The 25,494-nt window shown below is 64.9% G+C and carries 24 protein-coding genes; 20 read left to right on the top strand and 4 right to left on the bottom strand.

What is annotated here, in order from left to right:
* Nucleotides 1-21: 21 nt before the first annotated feature.
* The 4 genes from gyrB to dnaA form a co-directional block, all read right to left on the bottom strand.
* Nucleotides 22-2,451, bottom strand: a complete 2,430-nt coding sequence (gene gyrB, locus G315_RS0107510) for a DNA topoisomerase (ATP-hydrolyzing) subunit B (protein WP_018168802.1) — start codon at nucleotides 2,449-2,451, stop codon at nucleotides 22-24.
* A 115-nt stretch (nucleotides 2,452-2,566) separates the two neighbouring features.
* The gene (locus tag G315_RS0107505) at nucleotides 2,567-3,649 is read right to left on the bottom strand and encodes a DNA replication/repair protein RecF (RefSeq protein WP_081624460.1); all 1,083 of its coding nucleotides are present in this window, start codon (nucleotides 3,647-3,649) and stop codon (nucleotides 2,567-2,569) included.
* 13 nt (nucleotides 3,650-3,662) lie between these two features.
* The gene (dnaN, locus tag G315_RS0107500) at nucleotides 3,663-4,766 is read right to left on the bottom strand and encodes a DNA polymerase III subunit beta (protein ID WP_018144964.1); all 1,104 of its coding nucleotides are present in this window, start codon (nucleotides 4,764-4,766) and stop codon (nucleotides 3,663-3,665) included.
* Nucleotides 4,767-5,008: 242 nt separating this feature from the next.
* Complete coding sequence (gene dnaA, locus G315_RS0107495; protein WP_019612224.1) at nucleotides 5,009-6,382, bottom strand: chromosomal replication initiator protein DnaA; 1,374 nt, start codon at nucleotides 6,380-6,382, stop codon at nucleotides 5,009-5,011.
* A gap of 155 nt (nucleotides 6,383-6,537) precedes the next feature.
* On the opposite strand from dnaA, the gene rpmH reads away from it, so the two are divergent.
* The 20 genes from rpmH to glmS all read left to right on the top strand — a co-directional run bounded on the left by rpmH (nucleotide 6,538) and on the right by glmS (nucleotide 25,421).
* Complete coding sequence (rpmH, locus tag G315_RS0107490; protein WP_018141118.1) at nucleotides 6,538-6,672, top strand: 50S ribosomal protein L34; 135 nt, start codon at nucleotides 6,538-6,540, stop codon at nucleotides 6,670-6,672.
* 22 nt (nucleotides 6,673-6,694) lie between these two features.
* A complete protein-coding gene (gene rnpA, locus G315_RS0107485; protein ID WP_038032062.1) occupies nucleotides 6,695-7,048 on the top strand; it encodes a ribonuclease P protein component in 354 nt (117 codons plus the stop codon).
* On the top strand, nucleotides 7,045-7,302 hold the full coding sequence (gene yidD / locus G315_RS14185) for a membrane protein insertion efficiency factor YidD (protein ID WP_047251849.1): 258 nt from the start codon (nucleotides 7,045-7,047) through the stop codon (nucleotides 7,300-7,302). Before rnpA ends, yidD begins: the two co-directional genes overlap by 4 nt.
* Before the next feature lie 8 nt (nucleotides 7,303-7,310).
* Nucleotides 7,311-9,011 carry a membrane protein insertase YidC gene (gene yidC / locus G315_RS0107480; RefSeq protein ID WP_038032059.1) on the top strand — a complete coding sequence of 567 codons (1,701 nt, stop codon included), beginning with the start codon at nucleotides 7,311-7,313 and terminating at the stop codon, nucleotides 9,009-9,011.
* Between the two features lie 6 nt (nucleotides 9,012-9,017).
* A complete protein-coding gene (mnmE, locus tag G315_RS0107475) occupies nucleotides 9,018-10,334 on the top strand; it encodes a tRNA uridine-5-carboxymethylaminomethyl(34) synthesis GTPase MnmE (protein ID WP_019612223.1) in 1,317 nt (438 codons plus the stop codon).
* Nucleotides 10,335-10,672: 338 nt separating this feature from the next.
* A complete protein-coding gene (gene mnmG, locus G315_RS0107470) occupies nucleotides 10,673-12,535 on the top strand; it encodes a tRNA uridine-5-carboxymethylaminomethyl(34) synthesis enzyme MnmG (RefSeq protein WP_019612222.1) in 1,863 nt (620 codons plus the stop codon).
* A 271-nt stretch (nucleotides 12,536-12,806) separates the two neighbouring features.
* Nucleotides 12,807-13,436 (top strand): 16S rRNA (guanine(527)-N(7))-methyltransferase RsmG, encoded by a 630-nt coding sequence (gene rsmG / locus G315_RS0107465; protein ID WP_019612221.1) that lies wholly within the window; start codon nucleotides 12,807-12,809, stop codon nucleotides 13,434-13,436.
* A complete protein-coding gene (locus G315_RS0107460) occupies nucleotides 13,433-14,188 on the top strand; it encodes a ParA family protein (RefSeq protein WP_018168793.1) in 756 nt (251 codons plus the stop codon). Before rsmG ends, G315_RS0107460 begins: the two co-directional genes overlap by 4 nt.
* Nucleotides 14,189-14,235: 47 nt before the next feature.
* Nucleotides 14,236-15,078 carry a ParB/RepB/Spo0J family partition protein gene (locus tag G315_RS0107455; RefSeq protein ID WP_018168792.1) on the top strand — a complete coding sequence of 281 codons (843 nt, stop codon included), beginning with the start codon at nucleotides 14,236-14,238 and terminating at the stop codon, nucleotides 15,076-15,078.
* A gap of 109 nt (nucleotides 15,079-15,187) precedes the next feature.
* Nucleotides 15,188-15,574, top strand: coding sequence for an ATP synthase subunit I (locus G315_RS0107450; RefSeq protein WP_018144955.1), 387 nt, complete (start codon nucleotides 15,188-15,190; stop codon nucleotides 15,572-15,574).
* 31 nt (nucleotides 15,575-15,605) lie between these two features.
* Nucleotides 15,606-16,448 carry a F0F1 ATP synthase subunit A gene (gene atpB, locus G315_RS0107445; RefSeq protein ID WP_026182062.1) on the top strand — a complete coding sequence of 281 codons (843 nt, stop codon included), beginning with the start codon at nucleotides 15,606-15,608 and terminating at the stop codon, nucleotides 16,446-16,448.
* Nucleotides 16,449-16,501: 53 nt separating this feature from the next.
* The gene (gene atpE, locus G315_RS0107440; protein ID WP_012983953.1) at nucleotides 16,502-16,738 is read left to right on the top strand and encodes a F0F1 ATP synthase subunit C; all 237 of its coding nucleotides are present in this window, start codon (nucleotides 16,502-16,504) and stop codon (nucleotides 16,736-16,738) included.
* 54 nt (nucleotides 16,739-16,792) lie between these two features.
* Complete coding sequence (locus tag G315_RS0107435) at nucleotides 16,793-17,263, top strand: F0F1 ATP synthase subunit B (RefSeq protein WP_018144953.1); 471 nt, start codon at nucleotides 16,793-16,795, stop codon at nucleotides 17,261-17,263.
* Nucleotides 17,264-17,272: 9 nt separating this feature from the next.
* Nucleotides 17,273-17,809: a F0F1 ATP synthase subunit delta gene (locus G315_RS0107430; protein ID WP_018144952.1), complete on the top strand. Its 537-nt coding sequence runs from the start codon at nucleotides 17,273-17,275 to the stop codon at nucleotides 17,807-17,809.
* A gap of 13 nt (nucleotides 17,810-17,822) precedes the next feature.
* Nucleotides 17,823-19,364 (top strand): F0F1 ATP synthase subunit alpha, encoded by a 1,542-nt coding sequence (gene atpA, locus G315_RS0107425; protein ID WP_018144951.1) that lies wholly within the window; start codon nucleotides 17,823-17,825, stop codon nucleotides 19,362-19,364.
* Between the two features lie 12 nt (nucleotides 19,365-19,376).
* Nucleotides 19,377-20,237, top strand: a complete 861-nt coding sequence (gene atpG, locus G315_RS0107420) for a F0F1 ATP synthase subunit gamma (RefSeq protein WP_018938630.1) — start codon at nucleotides 19,377-19,379, stop codon at nucleotides 20,235-20,237.
* Between the two features lie 58 nt (nucleotides 20,238-20,295).
* Nucleotides 20,296-21,672 carry a F0F1 ATP synthase subunit beta gene (gene atpD / locus G315_RS0107415; RefSeq protein WP_018144949.1) on the top strand — a complete coding sequence of 459 codons (1,377 nt, stop codon included), beginning with the start codon at nucleotides 20,296-20,298 and terminating at the stop codon, nucleotides 21,670-21,672.
* 13 nt (nucleotides 21,673-21,685) lie between these two features.
* On the top strand, nucleotides 21,686-22,105 hold the full coding sequence (locus G315_RS0107410) for a F0F1 ATP synthase subunit epsilon (RefSeq protein WP_018144948.1): 420 nt from the start codon (nucleotides 21,686-21,688) through the stop codon (nucleotides 22,103-22,105).
* A 127-nt stretch (nucleotides 22,106-22,232) separates the two neighbouring features.
* Nucleotides 22,233-23,567, top strand: a complete 1,335-nt coding sequence (gene glmU, locus G315_RS0107405) for a bifunctional UDP-N-acetylglucosamine diphosphorylase/glucosamine-1-phosphate N-acetyltransferase GlmU (protein ID WP_019612220.1) — start codon at nucleotides 22,233-22,235, stop codon at nucleotides 23,565-23,567.
* A gap of 3 nt (nucleotides 23,568-23,570) precedes the next feature.
* Nucleotides 23,571-25,421 carry a glutamine--fructose-6-phosphate transaminase (isomerizing) gene (gene glmS / locus G315_RS0107400; RefSeq protein WP_018144946.1) on the top strand — a complete coding sequence of 617 codons (1,851 nt, stop codon included), beginning with the start codon at nucleotides 23,571-23,573 and terminating at the stop codon, nucleotides 25,419-25,421.
* Nucleotides 25,422-25,494 lie beyond the last annotated feature (73 nt).

Genomic DNA, 25,494 nt, shown 5'->3' with positions numbered 1-25,494 from the left:
CGTACCTTGGCAGCAAGAACGTCAGATATCGACGTTCTCGGCACTGAGGGCTCGCGACTCGATAAATTCGCGACGCGGCTCGACCTGATCGCCCATCAGGGTGGTGAAGATTTCGTCGGCACGGATGGCATCTTCGACCCGGACCTGGAGCAGGCGGCGGGATTCGGGGTTCATCGTGGTGTCCCAAAGCTGGTCGGGATTCATCTCGCCTAGGCCCTTGTAGCGCTGGGTTGCCAGCCCGCGGCGGCCTTCCTGCAGGAGCCATTCCATGGCTTCGGAAAAGCCCTCGATCACGTGGACGCGTTCCCCGCGCTTCATGTACGCACCTTCGTCGAGAAGGGCGTTAAGACGGGCGGACAGGTCAAGTACTGCCTGAAAATCACGCGATGCGAGGGTGTCATCGGTGATGTACTGCGACAGGGCGGCGCCGTGTTCGATGCGGTCCAGGCTCAGCTGCGCCGTGCCTTCATGCTGGGTCACCGGCCCCAGGCTGTAGCGGGTTGCACCCGCCTTGTCGCTGGATAGATTCTCCAGGATGCGGGCAAACCATGCCTGAACCGCAGCGTTGGTTACGCTTCGGGGCTCGGGGATCGCATCGGCCTCGAGCATCGCCCAGAGGATGCGCGAGTCGTACATCCGGCCCAGGCGCTGCACGGCGCGCGCGGCCTTTTGATAGCCCTTCACCAGGTCTTCGAAGGCCTCGCCGGTAATCGGAGGTGCATCCGGGCTGGGATAGAGCGCGGCGCCGTCCAGGGCGAGGGAGATCACGATCTCGCCCATTTCGGCCTCGTCGCGCACGTACTGCTCGCGCTTGCCACGCTTGATCTTGTACAGCGGCGGCTGCGCGATATACACGTGGCCGCGCTCGATCAGTTCCGGCATCTGGCGGAAGAAGAAGGTCAGAAGCAGGGTACGGATATGGGAGCCGTCCACGTCCGCGTCAGTCATGATGATAATGCGGTGATAACGCAGCTTGTCCGGATCGTACTCTTCCTTGCCAATACCGCAGCCCAGCGCCGTGATGAGCGTGCCCACCTCGGCCGAACCCAGCATACGGTCAAAGCGCGCCCGCTCGACATTCAGGATCTTGCCCTTGAGCGGCAGGATCGCCTGGAAATGGCGGTCACGGCCCTGCTTGGCCGAACCTCCGGCGGAGTCACCCTCGACCAGGTAGAGCTCGGACTGAGCCGGGTCCTTCTCCTGACAGTCGGCCAGCTTGCCCGGCAGGCCGGCAATATCCAGCGCGCCCTTGCGGCGGGTGACCTCACGCGCCTTGCGGGCGGCCTCGCGCGCTCGCGCGGCATCCAGCACCTTCTCGGTGATGGCCTTGGCTTCCTGCGGGTGTTCCAGCAGGAAGTTGTTGAGGGCGTCCGACAGCACGCTTTCGACGATCGGCTTGACCTCGGAGGAAACCAGCTTGTCCTTGGTCTGCGAGGAGAACTTGGGATCCGGCACCTTGACCGAGAGCACGGCCGTGAGGCCTTCGCGCATGTCGTCGCCCGCCGTGGCGACCTTGGCCTTCTTGATCAGCCCCTCGTTCTCCAGGTACTGATTGATCGTGCGCGTCAGCGCGGCGCGAAAGCCCGCCATGTGCGAGCCACCGTCGCGCTGCGGAATGTTGTTGGTGTAGCAGAAGATGTTCTCCTGGTAGGAGTCATTCCACTGCAGGGCGATTTCGACTGCGTAGTCCTCGCGCATCTGGTCGGCGTAGACGACCGTGGGATGCAGCGCGGTTTTCTTCTGGTTCAGGTGTTCGACGAAGGCACGGATACCGCCTTCGAAGACAAAGGTCTCCTCGCGGTTGTCCCGGTGGTCGCGCAGCGTGATGCGCACGCCCGAGTTGAGGAACGACAGCTCCCGCAGGCGCTTGGCGAGGATCTCGTAGTGAAAATTGATGTCGGTGAAGATGGTCGGGCTGGGGCGAAACCAGATCTTCGTTCCGTTGCGCTCCGTGGTGCCGGTCACCGCCAGCGGCGCATCCGGGACGCCGAGGTGATAGATCTGTTCGTGGCGCTGACCATCCCGGTGGATCTCCAGGCGGAGCTCTTCCGACAGGGCATTCACGACCGAGACACCCACGCCGTGCAGGCCGCCGGAGACCTTGTAGGAGTTGTTGTCGAACTTCCCGCCTGCATGCAGGACAGTGAGGATGACCTCGGCAGCCGACATACCCTCTTCTTCGTGGATATCCACGGGAATGCCGCGACCGTTGTCCGTAACGGAGACCGCATTGTCCTCGTGGATCGTGACCTCAATACTGTCGCAGTGACCCGCCAGCGCTTCGTCGATCGAGTTATCGACCACCTCGAAGACCATGTGGTGAAGGCCTGTGCCGTCATCGGTGTCACCGATGTACATGCCCGGTCGCTTGCGAACGGCATCCAGGCCCTTGAGGACGCGGATCTGAGAGGAATCGTAGACGGAGGGATCTTGGGCTTCAGTTTCGGACATGCGGGTCAGTCATCCGGCCAGTTGCAGACACGCCAGTATAGCGCAAAGGCGGGGGGCACCGGTGAGGTCACGTACGGGGGTCCAGGAGGGCCAAGAGACCCAAGGCCCGGGCGCATCAGGCTGGGGATTCGGGTGTTACGCGACCATGTTTCACGTGGAACAATTGCCCTGCGGTATCCCCTGCCAGCCCCGGGATGTCATCTCCCACAGCGGTCACCAGGATCTGCCAGCCCGACGCACACAACCCGGACATCAATCCCTCCACTGCCTCGCGATCCAGCTCCGAGACCACATCGTCCAGCAACATCACCGGCGTCCGCCCGGTCTCGGTCTCGAGCATCCATGCCTGCCCGCCCACGAGAGCCGTAACCAGGCGCTTTTGCTCGCCCCGGGAGGCCTCGGCGGCGAGACGACCCGATAGCCGCAAATCGATGTCGGCCCGCTGCGGCCCCGCCTGCGCGAAGCCGCGTTCTTCGTCGCCCTCCCGGCTACGCTCCAGGGCCTCGCTCAGGCTCCTTTCCCGATCCCAGCCCATCCGCGGATTCAAGTTCAAATCGGCTAACCGCTCGCCGAATCCGAACTGCCGGGCGGCCTCCATGGTCGCCGCCTGCCAGGATTCCACGTAACGACGGCGCGCGTCACTGATCGCCTCGCCGAATTCCAGCCAGGGTCGCTCAAACTCGCGAGCCCCCGCGCGGTCCCCCGCGCGCAAGGCGGCATTACGTTGGTCATGGGCCCGCTTCCAGCGCTGCCACTGCCCCCGATACCCCGGGATCGCATGGAAGCAGCCCCAGTCCAGCAAGCGCCTGCGTTCTTCCGGTCCACCCGTCAACAATTCGAAGGAGCCCGCATGCAGCGTTCGCGCCGGCAACCACTCAGCGACCGCCGCATGGCCTTCCATCCAGCGGCCATCGAGCCGCGACCGGCGCGCACCATCCCAGCTAATCCCCAGCCGATGGGAGCCCCCAGCCGGGTCCTTCACTACCGCCCCAATCCACAACCCTTCGGCTCCGCTCCGGCCAACACGACGTAATTGCTGAGTACGGAATGAGCGCCCAGCCGCGAGGATATGCACTGCTTCGAGAATGGAGGTCTTCCCTGCACCATTCGGCCCGACCAGCCGGTTGATTCCCGGCCCCAACGTCAAGGCCTGTTCCTCAAGGTTGCGGACCCCCTGCCACCACAGCGACTCCAGCACGCAGACCCCGGAACTACAGGCGCATCGGCATCACCACGTAGCGCGCCCCGCCCGGTGGTTCCGCCTGAATCAGGATCGACGAGTTCCCGTCACGCAACCCGATGCGAACCTGCTCGGTCTCCAGGACATTCAGCACGTCCGCCAGGTAACCAAGGTTGAACCCGATCTCCATTGGCCCCCCGTCGTATTCCGCCTCGACCGACTCCTGGGCCTCTTCGCGATCGGCGTTGTGGGTCATCACCTGGCAACCGTTCTCCCCCAGGGCCATGCGTACGCCGCGATACTTGTCACTCGCCACAATCGCGACCCGGCCCAACGCCTGTTTCAGAACTTCCCGGTCGACCCGCAACGTGGAGGGCAGGTCCGAGGGGATGACCCGTTCGTAGTCCGGGAAGCGCCCCTCGATCACCTTGCTGCGCAGGACCGCTTTCCCGAGTTCGAATACGACCTGGTCTTCCCCGAATCCAATCCGGACCGTCGATTCGTCGTCGGCCAGATTTCGTCGCAACTCCGCCACGGCCTTGCGCGGGACAATGCGTTCAACTCGGCCCTCGACCGGATGCTCGAGTTCCACCTCGGCCAGCGCCAAGCGATGCCCGTCCGTCGCGACCGCCCGCAGACTGGTCCCGCTGGCTACCAGGAGCAAACCCTGGAGGTAGTAACGCACGTCCTGCTGCGCCATCGAAAACATCGTCGCTTCCAGCAGACGTCGCAGCCGGTTCTGGGGTACATCGAGCACGACCTCCGACCCTCGCGCCTCCCAGTCGGGGAAGTCCGCGCCGGGCAGGGTCGCCAGGCTGAAGCGCGAACCGGCGAATCCCACGGTCATGCGTTCGCCTTCCACCCGAGCCCGAATCTCGCTGTCCCCCGGGGCCGCCTTCACGACGTCCAACAGCTTGCGCACCGATACGGTGACATCGCATTCGCCAGGGATGGTGCCTTCCGCATCCGCCTGCCAGGCGAGTTCGAGATCCGTGGTATCCATCCGGATCGCGCCGTTGTCGTCCGGTCGCAGACGCACATTCCCGAGAATCGGCATCGTCAATCGTTTTTCGGCCGCGCCCACAATCCGTTGCAGCGCTTCGGTCATCGTCTCGCGATTGAAAGACAGTTCCATGGCGATGTCCTGTATCTAGTGTTTAGATATTTAAATAGTAGTAATAAGGGGCACGTCGACCTGTGCAGGAAACCCCGATTTCATTTTAAATTCAGTTATTTATCGACAATTTTTGGCTCTCCCGAACCTCTGTGAAGCCTGTTCCCAACCTGTGGACAGTTTCGCGGTCCGCGTTTTCCACCTTTCCATACCGGAGTTGCACCCAGCTTATCCACAGCTTTGCCGAGCATTGGACAGCCACTTCAGCTACTGAGAGTCCGCAGAAGATTCGAGTAGTCCTCGTCCAGGCTGGCGTCCGCCTCGCGGAGTTCGGCGACCTTCCGGCAGGCATGGATTACCGTGGTGTGATCGCGACCGCCGAAGGCCTGTCCGATCTCCGGCAGGCTGTGCTGGGTCAGTTCCTTTGCCAGGGCCATCGCGATCTGCCGCGGACGGGCAATCGATCGGCTGCGCCGGCTCGACAGCAGATCGGCCACCTTCACGCGATAGTAGTCCGCGACCGTCTTCTGGATATTCTCAAGTGTAATCAGTTTGTTCTGTACCGCGAGAAGGTCGCGCAGCGCGTCCTTGGCAAACTCGACGGTGATCGGTTTCCCGGTAAAGTGCGCGTTGGCGATCACCCGCCGCAGCGAGCCTTCCAGTTCGCGGATGTTGGAACGGATCCGCTTGCCCATGAAGAATGCGACCTCGGACGGGAGCTCGATCCCCGCCTGCTCCGCCTTGCGCTGGAGGATGGCCACCCGGGTCTCCAGTTCTGGCGGCTCGATCGCGATCGTCAGCCCCCAGCCGAAGCGTGACTTCAGGCGTTCCTCCAGCCCCTCGACCTCTTTCGGGTAGCGATCCGAGGTCAGGATGATCTGCTGCTGGCCCTCCAGCAGCGCGTTGAAGGTGTGGAAGAACTCCTCCTGGGAACGCTCCTTGCCGGCAAAGAACTGAATGTCGTCGATCAGCAGTGCGTCGGCGGAGCGGTAGTGCTGCTTGAACTCGTCGATCGCGTTGTGCTGCAGCGCCTTGATCATGTCCGCCACGAAGCGCTCGGAGTGCAGATAGATGATCCGCCCTTCGGGGTGCCGGGCCAGGATGCTGTGCCCGATGGCATGCATCAAGTGGGTCTTGCCGAGCCCGACCCCGCCATAGATGAACAACGGGTTGTAGGCCACCCCGGGGTTTTCCGCGACCTGGAGGCTGGCTGCGCGCGCGAGCTGGTTCGACTTGCCCTCGACGAAGCTGTCGAAGGTGAAGGCCGGGTTCAGGTTACTCACGGGCCCCTGGGGGCGTGGCGCAGTGCTGGCGCTCTTGTCTGCAGCACCGCGATCATGGCGGGACTCGCGACCACTGGGGGTCGGCGGGACCGGAAGCTGCGCACCGCCAATCCCGAGTCGCACGCGGCGTCCGTCCTGGTCACCCACCGGCTGCAGCTCGCCCACGGTCTGCTCGATCGATTCCAGCAGGTGATCGCGCACGTGCTCGAACACAAACTGGTTCGGCGCGAGCAGTCGCAGCCCGCCTTCGGACTCTTCGGCATGCAGCGGCCGCAGCCAGGTATTGAGTTGCTGTTCGCTGACCTTCCCCTGCAGGCGATCCAGACAGGCTGTCCACAGGGCATTGGCTGACACGCGTTCGTCTCCGGGGCGACGGGGGAATTGGAAGCCACCGAGTCTACGCCGATGGGGGTACCCGGTGCCAGCGACTTGCCGACCCTCGAGATTGACTTTGCGTCCGGATGGCGCTAGTTTTCACCGCCCTTTAACCAAGCGTCACGGGAACTCTCATGAAGCGCACTTTTCAACCCAGCCGGCTCGTTCGCGCCCGCACGCACGGCTTCCGGGCCCGCATGGCCACCCGTGGTGGTCGCAAGGTCCTGAACGCCCGTCGCGCCAAGGGCCGCAAGCGCCTCTGCCCGTAGTCCGGGCGGCGCGCCGGCTCCCGTGACCGCGGCGCCAGCTAGCGAGACCTTTCCGCGCCGCGTCCGTCTGTTGACCGGTGCGGACTATCAGCGCGTCTTCAAGGATGCCCGGCGCCAGCGCGGTCGCGAGCTGACCCTGCTCTATCGCCATTCGGAATCCGGCGAGGCACGCCTGGGCCTTGCGATTGGCAAGCGGCATGTCCGCCAGGCATCGGACCGCAACCGGATCAAGCGCATCGTGCGCGAGGCCTTCCGCCGGCGGCGGGCCCACCTGCCACCGGTCGACATGATCGTGCTGGCCCGAGGCGGCGCGGCGACCATGGACCGCCGCGCCCTGCGCGCCGAGATCGACAGCCTGCTGGAACGTCTGCAATGACTCTGCCACGCAAGATCGCCCTGTTGCCCGTCCGGGCCTACCAGTACGGCATCTCGCCGTTCATGGCACCCCATTGTCGGCATTACCCTACGTGCTCGGCCTATACCGTCGAGGCGGTCGAGACTCACGGGGTCCTGCGGGGCTTTTGGCTCGGTTTGCGCCGCATCCTGCGCTGCCATCCCTGGTCGCCCGGTGGCTATGACCCGGTCCCGCACCCGCGTTCCGATACTCCCAGCACTCGACCCTCAAAGTAGTCGCGCTCATGGATAACCTTCGCCCCCTTTTGTGGCTGACCCTGGCCTTTGTCCTGTTCCTGATGTGGCAGGCCTGGAACCAGGATTACGGCAGCACATCCCAGCCGGACACCGCCGCCGAGCGCGCCGCGGAGGATCCCGATGCCCGTCCGGAGGACGTGCCGGATGCGCCGCAATTCGAGTCGGAACCGGACACGCGGGCGGCAGACGCCCCGCAAGTGAGCACCCTGCAGGAGCCGGACCGTCAGCAGATCACCGTGCGTACCGATACCCACGAGATCCTGATTGACACTCGCGGGGGCACGCTGCTGCGCGCCGACCTGCTGCAGTATCCACGGGACCTGCAGGACGATCCGCTGGTGCCGGTCCGCCTGTTCGACCATCGCGTGCGCGGCTATGTCGCCCAGAGTGGTCTGACCCACGATCGGGTGAACGACCAGTCGATGGAGGGGCGTGCCCCGTCGCACCACGCCAATTTCCAGGTCGACCAGGACCGCTTCGAGCTCGCCGACGGGCAGGAACAGCTCGAGGTCCCGCTGCGCTGGGTCTCCGACGATGGCGAGATCGAGGTCACCAAGACCTACACCTTTACCCGTGGCTCGCATCTGATCGAGCTGGACTACGAGGTCCACAACCGGTCCGATTCCACCTGGAGCGGTCGCCAGTACCGACAGCTCCGCCACGGGCCGACGCCGGATCGGGAGTCCTGGTGGCTGTACACCTTTACCGGAGCGGCCTATTTTGATGGCAGCTACCAACGCGAAAGCTTCGAATCGTTCCGCGACGACCCCATTCAGGCACGCATCCAGGGGGGCTGGATCGCGATGATTCAGCACTACTTCGTTTCCACCTGGGTTCCGGGTGAAGACGAGGTCAATGCGCTGTACGCGCGTGCCGTACCCAGCGATCTGGGTGACGAGTACCTGATTGGTTTGCACTCCGAATCGCGCCAGATCCCAGCGGGGAGCAGCGGCGAGTTCTCCACCCGGTTGTGGGTCGGACCCAAGCTCCAGGCAGAGCTCTCCGAGATCGCCCAGGGGCTGGAGCTTACGGCCGACTACGGCATCTTCACGTTCCTGTCCAAGCCGTTGTTCTGGCTGCTGGACAAGATCCACGCCTTCGTGGGCAACTGGGGTTGGTCGATCGTAATCCTGACCATCCTGATCAAGTTGGCCTTCTTCAAGCTCTCCGCGACCAGCTACCGTTCCATGGCGCGCATGCGCAAGGTCGCGCCCAAGTTGCAGGCTCTGAAGGAACGCTACAAGGACGACAAGCAGCGCATGAACCAGGCGCTGATGGACCTGTACAAGAAGGAGAAGATCAACCCGCTGGGTGGCTGTCTCCCGATCCTGGTGCAAATCCCGGTGTTCATCGCCCTGTACTGGGTGCTTCTGGAGAGTGTCGAACTGCGCCAGGCGCCCTGGTGGCTGTGGGTGCAGGATCTGTCCTCGCGCGATCCGTACTTCATCCTGCCGATCCTGATGGGCGTCTCGATGTTCGTGCAGTACAAGCTGAACCCGCCGCCGATGGACCCGGTGCAGCAGAAGATCTTCATGGCGCTGCCGTTCGTGTTCACCGTGTTCTTCGCCTTCTTCCCGGCGGGTCTGGTGCTGTACTGGTTCACCAACAACCTGTTCTCCATCGCCCAGCAGTGGTACATCACGCGCAAGATCGAGAGCGGCGAGGACCCGGACAAGCAGAAGAGCTGACGCTCCGTGACCGTGACGGACACCATTGTCGCGGTCGCCACCCCGCCGGGGGTTGGCGGTATCGGTGTGGTCCGCCTGTCGGGTCCCCAGGCCCTGCCCATCGCGCGGCGCCTGACCCGCCGCGCGCAGCTGCTTCCACGCCACGCCCACTACGGCAGCTTCATTGATCCGGCGACTGGCGAGTCGCTGGACGACGGTCTGATCCTGTCCTTCCCGGGCCCGCACTCCTACACCGGCGAGGACGTGATCGAGTTGCAGGGCCACGGCAGCCCGGTCTTGCTGGAGGCGATCGTCGCCGCCGCGGTGGATCTCGGCGCGCGTCGTGCCCGACCGGGGGAGTTTACCGAGCAGGCCTTCCTCAACGGCCGTCTCGACCTGGCGCAGGCGGAGGCGGTGGCCGATCTGATCCACGCCCAGACCGAGCAGGCCGCGAGGCTTGCGCGATCCAGCCTCGACGGAGCCCTGGCGACCGAACTCGAACCGGTCTCGCGCGCGATCCGCGACCTGCGCGTGATTATCGAGGCAGAGATTGATTTCGGCGAGACCGACCTCGAGTCGGAGGCCGCAGCGGATATCGCACGCCGTGCCGACACCCTCCACACGACCATCCGCGAACTCCTCGAACGACTGCGTCCGGCGCGTTACTTTGCCCAGGGCTTGCGCCTGGCCCTGGTCGGCGCCCCGAATGTCGGCAAGTCCAGTTTGATGAACCGTTTGGCTGAGAGCGAGGTCGCGATCGTCACCGATCGCCCCGGGACCACGCGCGACGTCCTGCGTTCGCCGATTGCGATCCACGGGATACCGGTCGAACTGATCGACACCGCCGGGCTGCACGCGAGTGAGGATCCGGTGGAGAAGATCGGCATGGAGCGGGCGCGGGAGGCGGCCACCGGGGCTGACTTGATCCTGGAGCTGCGCGATCTCACGCGTCCGGATGCGGCTCCCGACTTGGCGGCCCCGGCGGAAATCCCGCGACTGACCGTCTGGAACAAGATGGACTGCGTCGCCGACTCCACCCGAGCGGACCACGGGCTCAGGATCTCTGCACGGACCGGGGCAGGAGTCGACGCGCTCAAACAGGCGATCGTCGAGCGCCTGGGCGTGAGCGAGGGTGGCCAGCAACGCTTCAGCGTGCGCGCGCGCCATCTGGACGGCCTGCGTACGACGGCCACGCATCTCGCCGCGATCGGCGCCGCCGCGCCCCCGGACCTGATCGCCGAGGAGTTGCGTCTGGCCGAACGCGCCCTGGACGCGCTCCTTGGCCGCCAGGACCACGAGGCCCTGCTGGGCGAGATCTTCGCCGGCTTCTGCATCGGCAAGTAGTCCCCGTCATTGCGAGGCCCCGAAAGGGGCCGCGGCAATCGCCCGCCGCGACCACCGGATTTCGCGGCCCGACGTCCTGCCAGCTTCCGGAGATTGCTTCGCTTTGCTCGCAATGACGGCGGGCGCTGGATGCGGCCTCTGCTGCCCATCACGGCCGAAGCCGCCGCGGCGCAACGAACCAGGCGAACAGGCCGGCGCGGCACGCCCGGAAAACCATTTGGCCCGGGGGCCGCTTCGCGCTCGCGTAACTCCCTGCTAGAATTCCGATTTTCGTGCCCGGACCATAAGCGGCGCGAATTGCACTCACAGGCCGGACCGTCGGCCGGGATAGCAGGACCATGGCGAACTCCTTTGATGTCATCGTGATTGGCGGCGGGCACGCCGGCACCGAGGCCGCGCTGGCCGCGGCGCGCGGCGGTGCGCGCACACTGCTGCTGACCCACAACATCGAGACCATCGGCCAAATGAGCTGCAACCCGGCCATCGGGGGGATCGGCAAGGGCCACCTAGTCAAGGAGATCGATGCCCTGGGCGGCGTGATGGGCCGCGCGGCGGACGCCGCCGGCATCCATTTCCGCATCCTCAACCGACGCAAGGGCCCGGCCGTGCGCGCGACCCGCGCGCAGTCCGACCGGCAGCTCTACCGCCAGGCCATCCGCCAGTTCGTCGAGGCCGAGCCGAACCTGCAGATCTTTCAGCAGCCGGTGGCCGACATCACCCAGGACGGCCAGCGCGTGACCGGCGTGGTCACCGAGGCCGGCATCGCGTTCAACGCCCGCGCCGTGGTGCTGACCGTGGGTACCTTCCTCAATGGCCAGATGCACACCGGGCTCACCCGGCAGCCCGGCGGGCGCGCGGGTGATCCGCCGAGCACCCGCCTGGCGGCGCGCCTGCGCGAGATGGCCTTTGCCGTCGGGCGGCTCAAGACCGGCACGCCGCCACGCATCGACGGACGCAGCGTGGATTTCTCGCGGCTCGAGCCGCAGCCGGGCGATGACCCGCGCCCGGTCTTTTCCTTCATCGGCTCGACCGACGACCACCCGGCGCAGCGCCCCTGCCATATCGCGCGCACCAGCGAGAAGACCCACGACCTGATCCGGGCGAACCTGGACCAGGCGCCGATGTACAGCGGCCAGATCGACAGCACCGGCCCGCGCTATTGCCCGTCGATCGAGGATAAGGTGGTGCGGTTCGCCGACAAGACCAGTCACCAGGTCTTTGTCGAGCCGGAAGGCCTCAGCACCCACGAGCTGTATCCCAACGGGATCTCCACCTCGCTGCCGTATGCGATCCAGGTCCCCCTGGTCCAGAGCATTGCCGGGTTCGAGAACGCGCGCATCACACGCCCCGGCTACGCCATCGAATACGACTACTTCGATCCCCGCGGCCTGCGCCCGACGCTGGCCACGCGCGAGATCGGCAACCTGTTTTTCGCCGGCCAGATCAACGGCACCACCGGCTACGAGGAGGCCGCCGCCCAGGGTCTGGTCGCGGGGCTCAACGCGGCGCGGCTGGTGCAGGACGCCGCGCCGTGGATCCCGCAGCGCTCCGAGGCCTACATCGGCGTGCTGATCGACGACCTGGTGACCCGCGGCACCCAGGAGCCCTACCGCATGTTCACCTCGCGCGCCGAGTACCGGCTGTTGCTGCGCGAGGACAACGCCGATCTGCGCCTGACCCCGGTCGGGCGCGAGTACGGGCTGGTCGACGACGCCCGCTGGGCGCGCTTCGAGATCCGTGCCGCGGCCCTCGAGACCGAGATGACCCGACTCGGACAAACCCGCCCGGACCGCGACCAGCGGAACCACCCGGCCCTGATCGAGTTGCTAGGCAAGGCGCCGGATCCGGATGCCACGCTGCTCGACCTGCTGCGCCGCCCCGAGGCCGATTACGATGGCTTGATGCATGCGCTGCCCGAACTGGATGCAGGCTGCACGCCCGACGTGCGCGAACAGGCGGAGATCCAGGCCAAGTACGCCGGCTACATCGAGCGCCAGCAGGCCGAGATCGACCGCCAGGCGAAGGCCGAGCAGACCGCCCTCCCGGACAGCCTCGACTACGCCCGGGTCCACGGGCTGTCGAACGAGATCCGCCAGAAGCTGGCGGAATTCCGCCCCCATACCCTGGCCCAGGCGCAGCGCATCCCGGGCGTGACCCCGGCCGCGCTGTCAGCTTTGGCTGTGCACTTAAGGAAACACTAATCCATGTACACACTCGCGTTGGCACCCCAGGTTTTCCGAGACAAGGCGCGTCGTGCAGCGGGTAGTGGTTCTACCCGCAAGCGGCGCAACGCAGGATCGGGGAACCTGGGGTGCCAACCCCGAAGGGGCTCGGCCGCTTTTGCGCGCGCACGGCGTTGCGGCTCCCTTGTGCAGAACGACTGCACGGCAGTCACCGCGCCTTGTTCCCGCGCAAAAGCGACTCGAGCGCGAGTGTGTACATGGATTAGTGTTTCCTTAAAGCAGCGCGCCAGTGGCGAGTAACGACTGGCGCGCGGCCCTGGCCGCCGTGGCCGGGGACTGGTCGCTGGACCCACCGGCCATCGAGGCCCTGGCGATTTATCTGGAACAGCTCGGGCGCTGGAACCGCGTGCACAACCTGACCGCGGTGCGTGACCCCGCGCAGTGGATTCGCCGGCATATCCTCGACAGCCTGACGTTGCGCCCGTATCTTCGTGGGGACCGGGTGCTGGATGTCGGGACTGGCGCCGGGCTGCCTGGTTTCGTGCTCGCGGCTACCGAGCGCGAACGCGAATTCTGCCTGCTCGACAGCGCGGCCAAGCGCATCCGCTTCCTGCGTAACGTGATCGGGCTCGCTCGGCTGTCCGGGGTCGAGGCCGTGCATGTGCGGATCGAGGATTTCCAGCCCTCCGCGCCCTACACCACGGTGCTGGCACGGGCGTTCAAGGCCCCGGCCGACATGGTCTCGCGGGTCGCGCCACAGGTGGCCGAGGGGGGCCGCGTGCTGGCCATGCTGGGTCAGCGCTCGGTCGTCGCCGAACCGCTCCCGGCTCCGTGGTCGTACCGAAGCGTGGACCCGGTTACCATTCCCGGCGAGACTGCCGAGCGGCACATCGCCATTATCGAGAGAGCCGACCCGTGACCGATACGCTGGCTATCACCAATCAGAAGGGCGGAGTGGGCAAGACCACCACCTGCGTGAACCTTGCCGCCTCGCTCGCCCGGCTGGGCAAGCGCGTGCTGGTGGTGGACATGGACCCGCAGGGCAACGCGACCACCGGTTCGGGCGTCGACAAGCACGCCGATGACCCAACCTCCTGCGAGGTCCTGCTTGGCCAGGCCACGGTGGCCGAGGCCGCCCACCGAGTGGAGGCCGGCTATGACCTGGTCCCGGCCAACGGCGACCTGACCGTGGCCGAGGTGCGGCTGATGGAGGCCGAGCGCCGTGAATACCGGTTGCAGGAGGCGCTGGCACCGGCCCGGGCAAACTACGACCACATCCTGGTCGACTGCCCGCCGTCGCTGAACCTTTTGACCGTCAACGGCCTGGTCGCGGCCGATGGTGTGGTGATCCCGATGCAGTGCGAGTACTACGCACTGGAGGGGTTGACCGCCCTGATGCGCACCATCGAGAGCATCCAGCGCGGTCCCAACCCCAAGCTGCGTATCTCGGGCCTGCTGCGCACGATGTTCGATCCACGCAATCGTCTTTCCGGGGATGTCTCGGCACAGCTCACCGGCCACTTCGGCGATCGCGTGTTCCGAACCGTGATCCCGCGCAACATCCGCCTGGCCGAGGCACCCAGTTTTGGCCAGCCGGCCTTGTTGTATGATGCCTCCTCGCGCGGGGCCGTGGCGTACCTGGCCCTGGCCGGCGAGATGTTGCGGCGCTGACCGCCGCCTGTTACCCCCTTACCGACTGCCTGCAGGAACGATCAACCATGGCGAAACGAGGACTGGGCCGAGGCCTGGATGCCCTGCTCTCCGGCGCCCAGGCCGGTGGTGACGACAGCGACAGTTTGGAGCAGCTCCCGATCGAGCAGATCCGGCGTGGCAAGTATCAGCCCCGGGTCCACATGGCGGAGGCGGCGCTGGCCGAGCTGGCAGACTCGATCCGAGCCCAGGGCATCGTGCAGCCGGTCGTCGTGCGGCGCCTGGACGAGGGCTATGAGCTGATCGCCGGCGAGCGCCGCTGGCGTGCAGCCCAGATCGCGGGCCTGGAGACCGTCCCGGCGGTGGTCCGCGACATCCCCGATCAGGCCGCCGCGGCGATGGCACTGATCGAGAACATCCAGCGCGAGGACCTGAACCCACTGGAAGAGGCGCAGGCCATCCGCCGCCTGATCGGCGAATTCGAGATGACGCACCAGGCCGCGGCCGACGCGGTCGGCCGCTCGCGCACTGCGGTCACCAACCTGCTGCGCCTGCTGGAACTCCACGACACGGTGAAGGACCACGTCAACGAGGGGCGCCTGGAGATGGGCCATGCCCGCTGTCTCCTGGCGGTGCCGCTGGACGACCAGCCCGGGGTGGCCGCGACCGTGGTCAAGCGCGGGCTCTCGGTCCGCGCGACCGAGCAGCTGGTAAAGAAGATCCTCGCCGCGACCCCGGAGCCCAAGAAGGATGCCGGACCCTCGCCCGAGGTGCGGCAACTGGAGAGCCGTCTCTCCGACCAGCTGGGCGCCGCGGTCCAGGTTCGCTACAACCGCCAGGGCAAAGGCCGTCTGGTTATCGAATACAACAGCCTCGACGAGCTCGATGGCATCCTCGCCCACATCCAGTAACTCCCTGAGCGGACAGCCGGATGGCCCTGAACGCCGTTTGACGCAGTAGAAGGGCGCTCTTATACTACGCGCACTTTTTGGGAGAGGGGTGGGTGTGCCCATCCGCTGAATGACACCGCGACGCTTCAGACACGCTTTACAATCGCTAGGTCTGCAGCTCGCCTTAACGCTGATACTGTCGGGCCTGCTTCTGGCCCTGTTCCCCCCGATCGTGGCGATCTCGGCTGCGGTGGGCGGCATCACCGCGACGCTCGGCAATGCCGTGGCCGCGGTTGTTGTGTTTCGGGCCTACCGTTCCGATCAGGTGGGCTCGCTGACCGCCCGCATGATGGGCGCCCAGATGGGACGACTGGCAATCATCGCGGTGGCATTCGGGGTGGCGTTCGCTTACCTGGACGAGCCGGATTTACTGGCGTTGTTCGGCATCTTCCTCCTGGTGCACCTGGCCCCCTTGTGGTGGCTGCACCGGGTTTCTGATCAAGCAATGACGAGATAACTGCATGGCTTCAGAAAGCGGACTGCCCACGATGGAAGAGCACATTGCTCACCATCTGACGAATCTTACCTTCGGACTCCACCCCGAGAAGGGGATGAGCTTCGCCACCACCAGCACCGAAGCCGCCGAAATGGGCTTCTGGGCGATCCACGTCGACTCCATGCTGTGGTCGATCGCCCTCGGCCTGCTGTTTGTCCTCACGTTCCGCGCCGCGGCCAAGAAGGTCACCGCTGGCGTCCCGGGCGGCTGGCAGAACTTCGTCGAGATGCTCATGGACTTTGTCAACGACAACGTCCGCGGTTCGTTCAAGCACAAGAACGACATGGTCGCGCCGCTCGCGCTGACCATCTTCGTCTGGATATTCCTGCTCAACCTGATGGACCTCGTGCCGGTCGACCTGATCCCGCACATCGCCTATCTGCTGGGTATCCCGTACTTCAAGATCGTGCCGACTACGGATATCAACGTGACCGCGGGCCTGGCGCTCGGTGTGTTCATCCTGATCATCTACTACTCGCTCAAGATCAAGGGCCCGGTGGGTTTCATCAAGGAACTGACGGGCATCCCGTTCCAGACCAACATCGTGTACATCAAGCCGTTTTTCTGGGTGATCAACTTCGTCCTGGAGTTCATCAACCTGCTGGCCAAGCCGGCCTCGCTCGCCCTGCGACTGTTCGGCAACCTGTACGCCGCGGAGATGATCTTCATCCTGATCGGTGTCATGTACTCTGCGGGCCTGATCATGGGTCTGGCCGGTGGTGTGCTGCACGTGGGCTGGGCAATCTTCCACATCCTGGTGGTACCGCTGCAGGCCTTCATCTTCATGGTGCTGACCGTCGTCTATCTCGACATGGCGTACAGCGAAGACCACTGATTTCGACTTCCCTACTCAACTGACTGTTTCAACACTCGACTGGAGATACAAAAATGGAAATGGCTAACGCTCTGATCGTCCTGGCTGGCTCGCTGCTTCTGGGTCTGGCCGCTGTCGGCGCCGCCATCGGCGTGGGTACCCTGGGTGGTCGCTTCCTGGAAGGCGCCGCGCGTCAGCCGGAACTGATCCCGATGCTGCGCACCCAGTTCTTCATCGTGATGGGTCTGACTGACGCCGTGCCGATGATCGGCGTGGGTATCGGCCTGTACGTCCTGTTCGCCCTGGGTTAATAAGGCTGAGCGAGTCCCGAGGTCCCCTCCACTCGTCCAACCTGAGGTAGCAGGATGAATATCAATCTGACCATCATTGGCCAGCTGCTCGCGTTCAGCGTCTTCGTGTGGTTCACGATGCGCTACGTCTGGCCGCCCATGTCCGCCGCCCTGGAAGAACGTCGCAAGAAAATTGCCGACGGCCTGGCAGCCGCGGAACGTGGCGAGAAAGAGCAGGAGCTCGCCCAGGAGCGTGCGACCGAGGTCCTCAAGGAGGCCAAGCAGCAGGCCAACGAGATCGTGGCCTCTGCGCAGAAGCGCGCCAACGACGTGGTTGAGGAAAGCAAGTCCACGGCCCACGAAGAAGGCGAACGCATCAAGCAGGCGGCGCACGCCGAGATCGAGCAGGAGATCAACCGCGCGAAGGAAGAGCTGCGCAAGCAGGTCTCCGAGCTGGCGGTTGCCGGTGCCGAGCAGATCCTGGCCAAGGAAATCGACGCCAAGGCGCACGGCGATCTGCTCAAGAAGCTCTCGGCCAAGCTGTAAGGAGACGTTATGTCAGACCTGATTTCGGTCGCCCGACCCTACGCTCGCGCAGCTTTCGAGCGGGCCCGCGAGGCCAAGGATCTCGCCGGCTGGGCCGAGCAGCTCGAATTGCTGGCGGCGATCGCCCGCGATTCGCAGATGCACAGTCTCCTCTCCAACCCGCGGGTCCCGCGGCCGGACCGGGCACAGCTCGTGCTCGACGTGGCCGGTGACAAGGTGGGGCCCGAGGCGGGGAACCTGGTTCGCCTGCTGGCCGAAAACGGCCGGCTGCCCGCCCTCCCCGCCGTGAGCGATGCCTTTGCCGAATTGAAGGCCGCGGCCGAGCACCGCGTCCATGCCGACGTGATCGCCTTTCGCAAGCTCACCCAGGCGCAGGAGAAAGAGATCCACGACGCCCTGGCCCAGGGCCTGGGCTGCGAAGTCGATCTCGAGCATTCGGTCGACAGCGCCCTTCTTGGAGGGGCCATCATCCGCGCCGGCGACCTGGTAATCGACGGCTCCGTGCGAGGCCAGCTGAACCGCCTGGCTGCCAATTTGAGTCGCTAAGAGGATATTTAACATGCAACTGAATCCCTCCGAGATCAGTGATCTGATCAAACAGCGCATCGAGAAATTCGATGCCTCGTCCGAGGCCTCCAACGAGGGCACCGTGGTCAGCGTGACCGACGGTATCGCCCGCGTCCACGGTCTCGGTGACGTCATGCAGGGCGAGATGCTCGAGTTCCCGGGCGACACCTTCGGCATGGCGCTTAACCTTGAACGCGACTCTGTGGGTGTCGTGATCCTGGGCGACTACAAGCACATCTCCGAGGGCCAGACGGTCAAGTGCACCGGCCGCATCCTCGAAGTGCCGGTTGGCGAAGCGCTGCTGGGTCGGGTAGTCGATTCCCTGGGTCGTCCGATCGACGGCAAGGGCCCGATCGAAAGCGACATCACCAGCCCGATCGAAAAGATCGCGCCCGGTGTTATCGAGCGCAAGTCGGTCGACCAGCCGCTGCAGTCCGGTATCAAGGCGATCGACGCCATGGTCCCGGTCGGTCGCGGCCAGCGCGAGCTGATCATCGGCGACCGCCAGACCGGCAAGACCGCCGTCGCGATCGATGCGATCATTAACCAGAAGGACTCCGGCGTTAAGTGCGTCTACGTCGCGGTTGGCCAGAAGGCCTCCTCGGTCGCCTCCGTGGTGGCCAAGCTGGAAGAAGCGGGCGCGATGCAGAACACCATCATTGTTGCCGCCAATGCGTCGGAGTCGGCGGCGATGCAGTTCATCGCCCCGTACGCCGGCTGCGCGATGGGCGAATACTTCCGCGATCGCGGCGAAGACGCGCTGATCGTCTACGATGACCTCACCAAACAGGCCTGGGCCTACCGTCAGGTCTCCCTGCTCCTGCGTCGTCCGCCGGGTCGTGAGGCCTACCCGGGTGATGTCTTCTACCTGCATTCGCGTCTGCTGGAGCGTGCCTCGCGTGTGAACGCCGAGTACGTCGAAGAGAAGACCAACGGTGAAGTGAAGGGCAAGACCGGTTCTCTGACCGCGTTGCCGATCATCGAGACCCAGGCGGGTGACGTCTCCGCGTTCGTTCCGACCAACGTGATCTCGATCACCGACGGTCAGATCTTCCTCGAGACCGACCTGTTCAACTCCGGTATTCGCCCGGCGATCAACGCCGGTCTGTCGGTGTCCCGAGTCGGTGGTGCCGCCCAGACCAAGATCATCAAGAAGCTGGGTGGCGGCGTGCGTCTGGCACTGGCGCAGTATCGTGAGCTGGCGGCGTTCTCGCAGTTTGCCTCCGATCTGGACGAACTGACCCGCAAGCAGCTGGATCGCGGCAAGCGCGTGACCGAGCTGATGAAGCAGGGTCAGTACCAGCCCATGTCCATCGGCGAGATGGCCTTTTCGCTGTACGCCGCGAACGAAGGCTTCCTCGACGACGTCGAGGCCGACAAGATCGTGAGCTTCGAGAAGGAACTGATCGCCTACGCGCGTTCCTCCCAGAAGGAGCTCCTGGACGAAATCAACAGCACTGGCGATTACAACGACTCCATTCAGGAAAAGCTGAAAAGCGCCCTGGAAGAGTTCAAGGCCAAGCACAGCTGGTAACGGGAGCACGCAATGGCGGGCACTAAGGAGATCCGGACGCAGATCAAGAGTATCAAGAATACTCAGAAGATCACCAAGGCGATGGAAATGGTCGCCGCGTCCAAGATGCGCAAGGCCCAGGACCGCATGCAGGAGTCCCGGCCTTACGCACAGAAGATCCACGACGTGATCGGTCACGTCGCGATGGCGAATGCGGAGTACAAGCATCCGTTCATGGTGGAACGCGAGGTCAAGCGCGTCGCGCTGATCATCGTGTCGACTGACCGTGGTCTTTGCGGCGGGTTGAACACCAACCTGTTCAAGAAGGCCGTGATCGAGATGCGTCGCTACCGCGACGAGGGCGTCGAGGTCGATCTGTGCGTGATCGGGAGCAAGGCGCTGCAGTTCTTCAAGCGCCTGGGCGGGAACATCGTGGCCGAGTCCAAGGATCTCGGGGACCGTCCGCACATCAACGACCTGATCGGTTCGATCAAGGTGGTGCTGGACAACTTCCGCGACGGCAAGGTCGATCGCGTGGTGCTGCTCGAGAACAAGTTCGTCAACACCATGACGCAGCAGGCCGAGGCCACGCAGTTGCTGCCGACGGCGCCGAGCAGGGACGAATCGCTCAAGCACCACTGGGATTACATCTACGAGCCCGACACGCATCCGGTGATGGATACGCTGCTCGAGCGCTATGTCGAGTCCCTGATCTATCAGGCGGTGGTCGAGAACGTGGCCTGCGAGATGGCCGCACGCATGGTCGCGATGAAGTCGGCCTCCGACAACGCCGGCACGATGATCAAGGACCTGCAGCTCGTCTACAACAAGGCGCGCCAGGCTGCGATCACCCAGGAGATCTCCGAGATCGTCGGCGGCGCGGCTGCGGTCTAGCGCCCACCGGCACGAATCGGTCGACTCGGCACGAATTACGACTTACGAGGATGAACAAATGAGTTCTGGAAAGATTGTCGAAATCATCGGCGCCGTCGTGGACGTGGAATTCCCCCACGGCGAAGTGCCCAAGATCTACGACGCGCTGACCCTGGAAAACGGTCTGACCCTGGAAGTCCAGCAGCAGCTGGGCGACGGCGTGGTACGTACCATTGCCATGGGCACGACCGAGGGCGTGAAGCGTCAGACCGCGGTTACCGCCACGGGCAAGCCGATCTCCGTGCCGGTCGGCAAGGGCACGCTGGGTCGGGTGATGGATGTCCTCGGTCGTCCGGTGGACAACGCCGGTGATGTGGAGGCCCAGGAAACCTGGTCGATTCACCGCGCCGCCCCGACCTTTGACGAGCAGGCGGGCTCGACCGAGCTGCTGGAAACCGGCATCAAGGTCATCGACCTGCTGTGCCCCTTCGCGAAGGGCGGCAAGGTCGGCCTGTTTGGTGGAGCCGGCGTGGGCAAGACCGTCAACATGATGGAGCTGATCCGTAATATCGCGATCGAGCACTCCGGTTATTCGGTGTTTGCGGGTGTCGGGGAGCGTACTCGTGAGGGCAACGACTTCTACCACGAGATGAAGGACTCCAACGTCCTCGACAAGGTGGCCCTGGTCTATGGCCAGATGAACGAGCCGCCGGGTAACCGTCTGCGCGTAGCGCTGACCGGTCTGACCATGGCCGAGTTCTTCCGTGACGAAGGCCGTGACGTGCTGATGTTCATTGACAACATCTACCGTTACACCCTGGCCGGTACCGAGGTCTCGGCGCTGCTGGGTCGTATGCCCTCCGCGGTGGGCTACCAGCCGACCCTCGCGGAAGAGATGGGTGTGCTGCAGGAGCGCATCACCTCGACCAAGAAAGGCTCGATCACTTCCATCCAGGCCGTCTACGTGCCGGCGGATGACTTGACCGACCCGTCCCCCGCCACCACCTTCGCGCACCTGGATGCCACGGTCGTGCTGTCCCGCCAGATCGCCGAGCTGGGCATCTACCCGGCAGTGGACCCGCTGGACTCGACCTCGCGTCAGCTGGACCCGCAGATCATCGGGCAGGAACACTACGACACCGCGCGCGCCGTGCAGGGTACCCTGCAGCGCTACAAGGAGCTGAAGGACATCATCGCGATCCTCGGCATGGACGAGCTGTCTGAAGACGACAAGCTGGCCGTGGCCCGTGCGCGAAAGATCCAGCGCTACCTGTCGCAGCCGTTCTTCGTTGCGGAAGTCTTCACCGGAGCCCCGGGTAAGTACGTCTCCCTGAAGGACACCATCCGGGCGTTCAAGGCCATCGTGGACGGCGAATACGATCATCTGCCGGAGCAGGCCTTCTACATGGTCGGCACGATCGAAGAAGCTGTCGAGAAGGCCGAGAAGCTCGGCTAAGGAGCAAGGCGTTATGCCCATGAATATGCATGTGGATGTGGTCAGTGCGGAGGAGTCGATCTACTCCGGTACGGCCCTGATGATCGCCGCACCCGCCGAAGGGGGCGAGGTCGGCGTGTATGCCGGGCATACGCAGATGCTCGCCCGGCTGAATCCGGGTGAACTGCGCATCCTGGAAAAGGAAGGCGCGGAGCCGCAGCCGGTGTTCGTGTCCGGCGGCATCCTCGAGGTGCAGCCGTACCATGTGACCGTTCTGGCGGACACTGCGGTGCGCGCGAAGGATCTTGACGAGGCCGAGGCCATCGAGGCGAAGAAGCGTGCGGAGGAGGCGCTGGCCAACTCCAAGGCCGATTTCGACTACGCCAAGGCCCAGGCCGAGCTGGTCGAGGCGGCGGCGCGCCTGCAGATGATCCAGAAGCTGCGCCGGAAATAATCCGGCAAACTGCGACGGATGACTTACGCTAAGGGCCAACCATCTCGGTTGGCCCTTTATCATTGTACCCATGCCTGAATCCAAGCCCCTTCATATCGCAATACTTGCAGCCGGCAAGGGGACGCGCATGCGTTCGCGGCGTCCGAAAGTCCTGCAAGCCCTCGCCGGCCGTCCCCTGCTGGCCCATGTCCTGGAAAGAGTAGCGGCGCTGGACGCCGCCGCCTGCCACGTGGTGGTAAGTCACGAGCAGGAGCGGGTGCGCGCGGCGTTCGCCGACTCCCCGCAAGCCTTGACCTGGGTCGACCAGGGGGAGCCCCGCGGGACCGGCCACGCGGTGTTTCAAGCCCTTCAAGCCATCCCGGACGCGGCACGTGTCCTGGTGACCTATGGCGATGTGCCCCGCATTCCGATTGCTGACCTGGTGGCCTGTGCGGACGGCGACGGTGTTACGGTGCTGGCCGCCCGGGTCGTGGATCCGAGCGGTTATGGGCGCTTGATTCTGGATTCGTCGGGGCAACTGGAGCGGATCGTCGAGGACAAGGAGGCCACTGCACGTGAACGTGCCGTGGACCTGATCAACACGGGTGTCCTTGCTGCCCCAGCGGGTGAGCTTCGCCGATGGCTGGCCGCCTGTGAACCACGGGTGACCGGACCACGCGAGTGGTACCTTACCGATGTCGTGGCGGCAGCGCGCGCTGACGGATATGCCGTGGACGTGGTGGAAAGCGGCGACTCCGCGGCAGTCCTCGGGGTGAATGACCGCGAGCAACTGGCGGTTCAGGAACGGCTGTACCAGGCGGCGCTGGGTGCGGGGATGATGCGCGAGGGTCTGGGCCTTGCCGACCCCGCGCGGCTGGATGTGCGCGGTGTTCTCACCTTCGGGCGCGACTGCCAGATCGATGTGAACGTCGTGATCGAGGGCACGGTGACGCTCTCGGACGATGTTTATATTGGACCCGGTTGTGTGCTGCGGGACTGCGACATCGGTTCCGGCACGCAGATCGCGGCGCATAGTGTGCTCGAGGGGGTGCGGGTTCATGCCGATGCGCGGATTGGACCGTTCGCGCGCCTGCGGCCCGGCACCGAACTGGGGACCGGGGCGCGCGTCGGCAACTTCGTCGAGATCAAGAATGCCACCCTGGGTGCCGGGGCCAAGGCGAACCACCTGACATACGTCGGCGACGCCCAGATTGGCGCTGGCGCCAATCTGGGCGCGGGCACCATTACGTGCAACTATGATGGCGCCAACAAGCATCGCACCGAGATCGGCGAGCGCGCCTTTATCGGCTCCAATACGGCATTGGTGGCTCCGATACGCATCGGGGACGACGCGACCGTGGGCGCAGGGTCAACCCTGTCCGACGACGTCGAGGCGGGCGCTCTCGCGCTGACTCGCGCCCGAGCCCGCACGATTCGCGACTGGCCGCGCCCGAAGAAGAGCGGTAACGACAAGGAGAAGTAATCGATGTGCGGTCTGGTTGCAGGCATTGGCGAACGAAACCTGGTCCCCGTCCTGGTCGAGGGTCTGCATCGCCTGGAATACCGGGGGTATGACTCCGCTGGCGTGGCCGTGGTCAACGACTGTGGCCTCTCGGACCTGCGTGCCATCGGCAAGGTTGCGGCCCTGGAGCAACGGATCGACGCCGCTGGGCTGGAGGGGCCGGTGGGCATCGCTCACACGCGCTGGGCGACGCACGGGGCTCCCACAGAAGAGAATGCCCATCCCCACCGTTCGCGCGACGGCCGCGTGGCCATCGTGCACAACGGCATCATCGAGAATCACGGCGACCTGCGCTCCCGGCTCGACGCCGCCGGCTGGCCCTGCGTATCCGCGACTGACAGCGAGGTGATCGCCCATCGTCTCGAGCAGGCCCTGGCACTGGGTTCGTCGCCGCTGGATGCGATGCGCAGCGCCTGTGCCGAGCTTCAAGGTGCCTACGCGATCGCGGCGGTGTTTGCGGACTTCCCCGACGAATTGATTGTTGCCCGCTCCGGGAGCCCGGTCCTCCTGGGCCTGGGCATTGGCGAGACCTTCGCCGCCTCCGACGTGCAGGCGCTACTTCCGGTCACCCAGCGTTTCGTCGACCTGGAAGATGGAGACATTGCCCGGCTCACGCGCGACGGCATCGAGATCCACGACGCCGCCGGAGAACGGGTCGAGCGCGGTATCCGCGAGAGTCGTTGCCAGGCGAGCATCGCGGACCGGGGCGAGTACCGCCATTTCATGCTCAAGGAGATCTACGAGCAACCCCATGCCCTGGAAGAAACCCTGTCGGGGCGCCTGGGCGAAGCCGGCATCCTCGAGAACATCCTCGGACCGGGCAGCGACGAACGCTTGGCCGATGTCGCCGCCGTGCAGATCGTTGCCTGCGGAACGAGTTATCACGCCGGCATGGTCGCGGCCCATTGGATCGAGGAGCACCTGGGCCTTCCGGCGCGAGTCGAAGTCGCCAGTGAGTATCGCTACCGGCGCCACGTCCTCGCCCCGGGCACCCTGCTGGTGGTGATTTCGCAGTCCGGCGAGACCGCCGATACCCTGGCGGTCCTGCGTCAGTCCCAGGACGAGCCGTTCCTGGCGCGGCTGGCGATCTGCAACGTGCCCGAGAGCACGATGGCACGGGCGGCCGACCTGGTCCTGATGACCCATGCCGGACCCGAGATCGGCGTCGCATCCACCAAGGCGTTTACCACCCAGCTGGCGGCCCTGGCCATCCTGGTCCTGCTGCTGGGTCAGGTCGCCACCGCCGCCCGTATGCCCGCCGCCGCGCGGGCCGATGCAGTCGCCGCCCTGCGCAGTCTCCCCGACCAAGTGGCCCGTATCCTCGCGCTCGACACGCCGATTGCGCGGATCGCCGAGGATCTCCTGGAGCGCCAGCATGCGTTGTTTCTCGGGCGTGGGGCCTATTTCCCGATTGCCCTGGAAGGCGCGCTGAAGCTGAAGGAAATCTCCTATATCCACGCCGAGGCCTACCCCTCCGGCGAGCTGAAACACGGTCCGTTGGCACTCGTGGATACCGAGATGCCGGTCGTGGCCGTCGCCCCGGACGATGCCCAGCTGGAGAAACTTTCCAGCAACCTGCAGGAGGTACGGGCCCGGGGCGGGCAGCTGATCGTCATTGGCGAATCCAACGCCGCGCGCGCGCTGGAACCCGAGGACACCTGGGTCGGTCTCCCGCAGAACGAGGCCCTCAGCCCGTGGCTGGCTCCGGTTCTGTTCACGGTCCCGCTACAGTTGCTCGCTTACCATACGGCCGTGCTGAAGGGCACCGATGTGGATCAGCCGCGCAACCTCGCCAAATCGGTGACCGTGGAATAGTGTGCGGCGCCCCAAGCGTTCATTCCATCAGGAGACGCTTGTATTCGTGCCCCGGGTTCGCTAGATTTTGGTG

Origin of the sequence: Thioalkalivibrio sp. AKL7 (genome assembly GCF_000381705.1) — a bacterium.
GTDB lineage: Bacteria > Pseudomonadota > Gammaproteobacteria > Ectothiorhodospirales > Ectothiorhodospiraceae > Thioalkalivibrio > Thioalkalivibrio versutus.
This window is presented reverse-complemented; position numbering and strand designations above follow the sequence as displayed.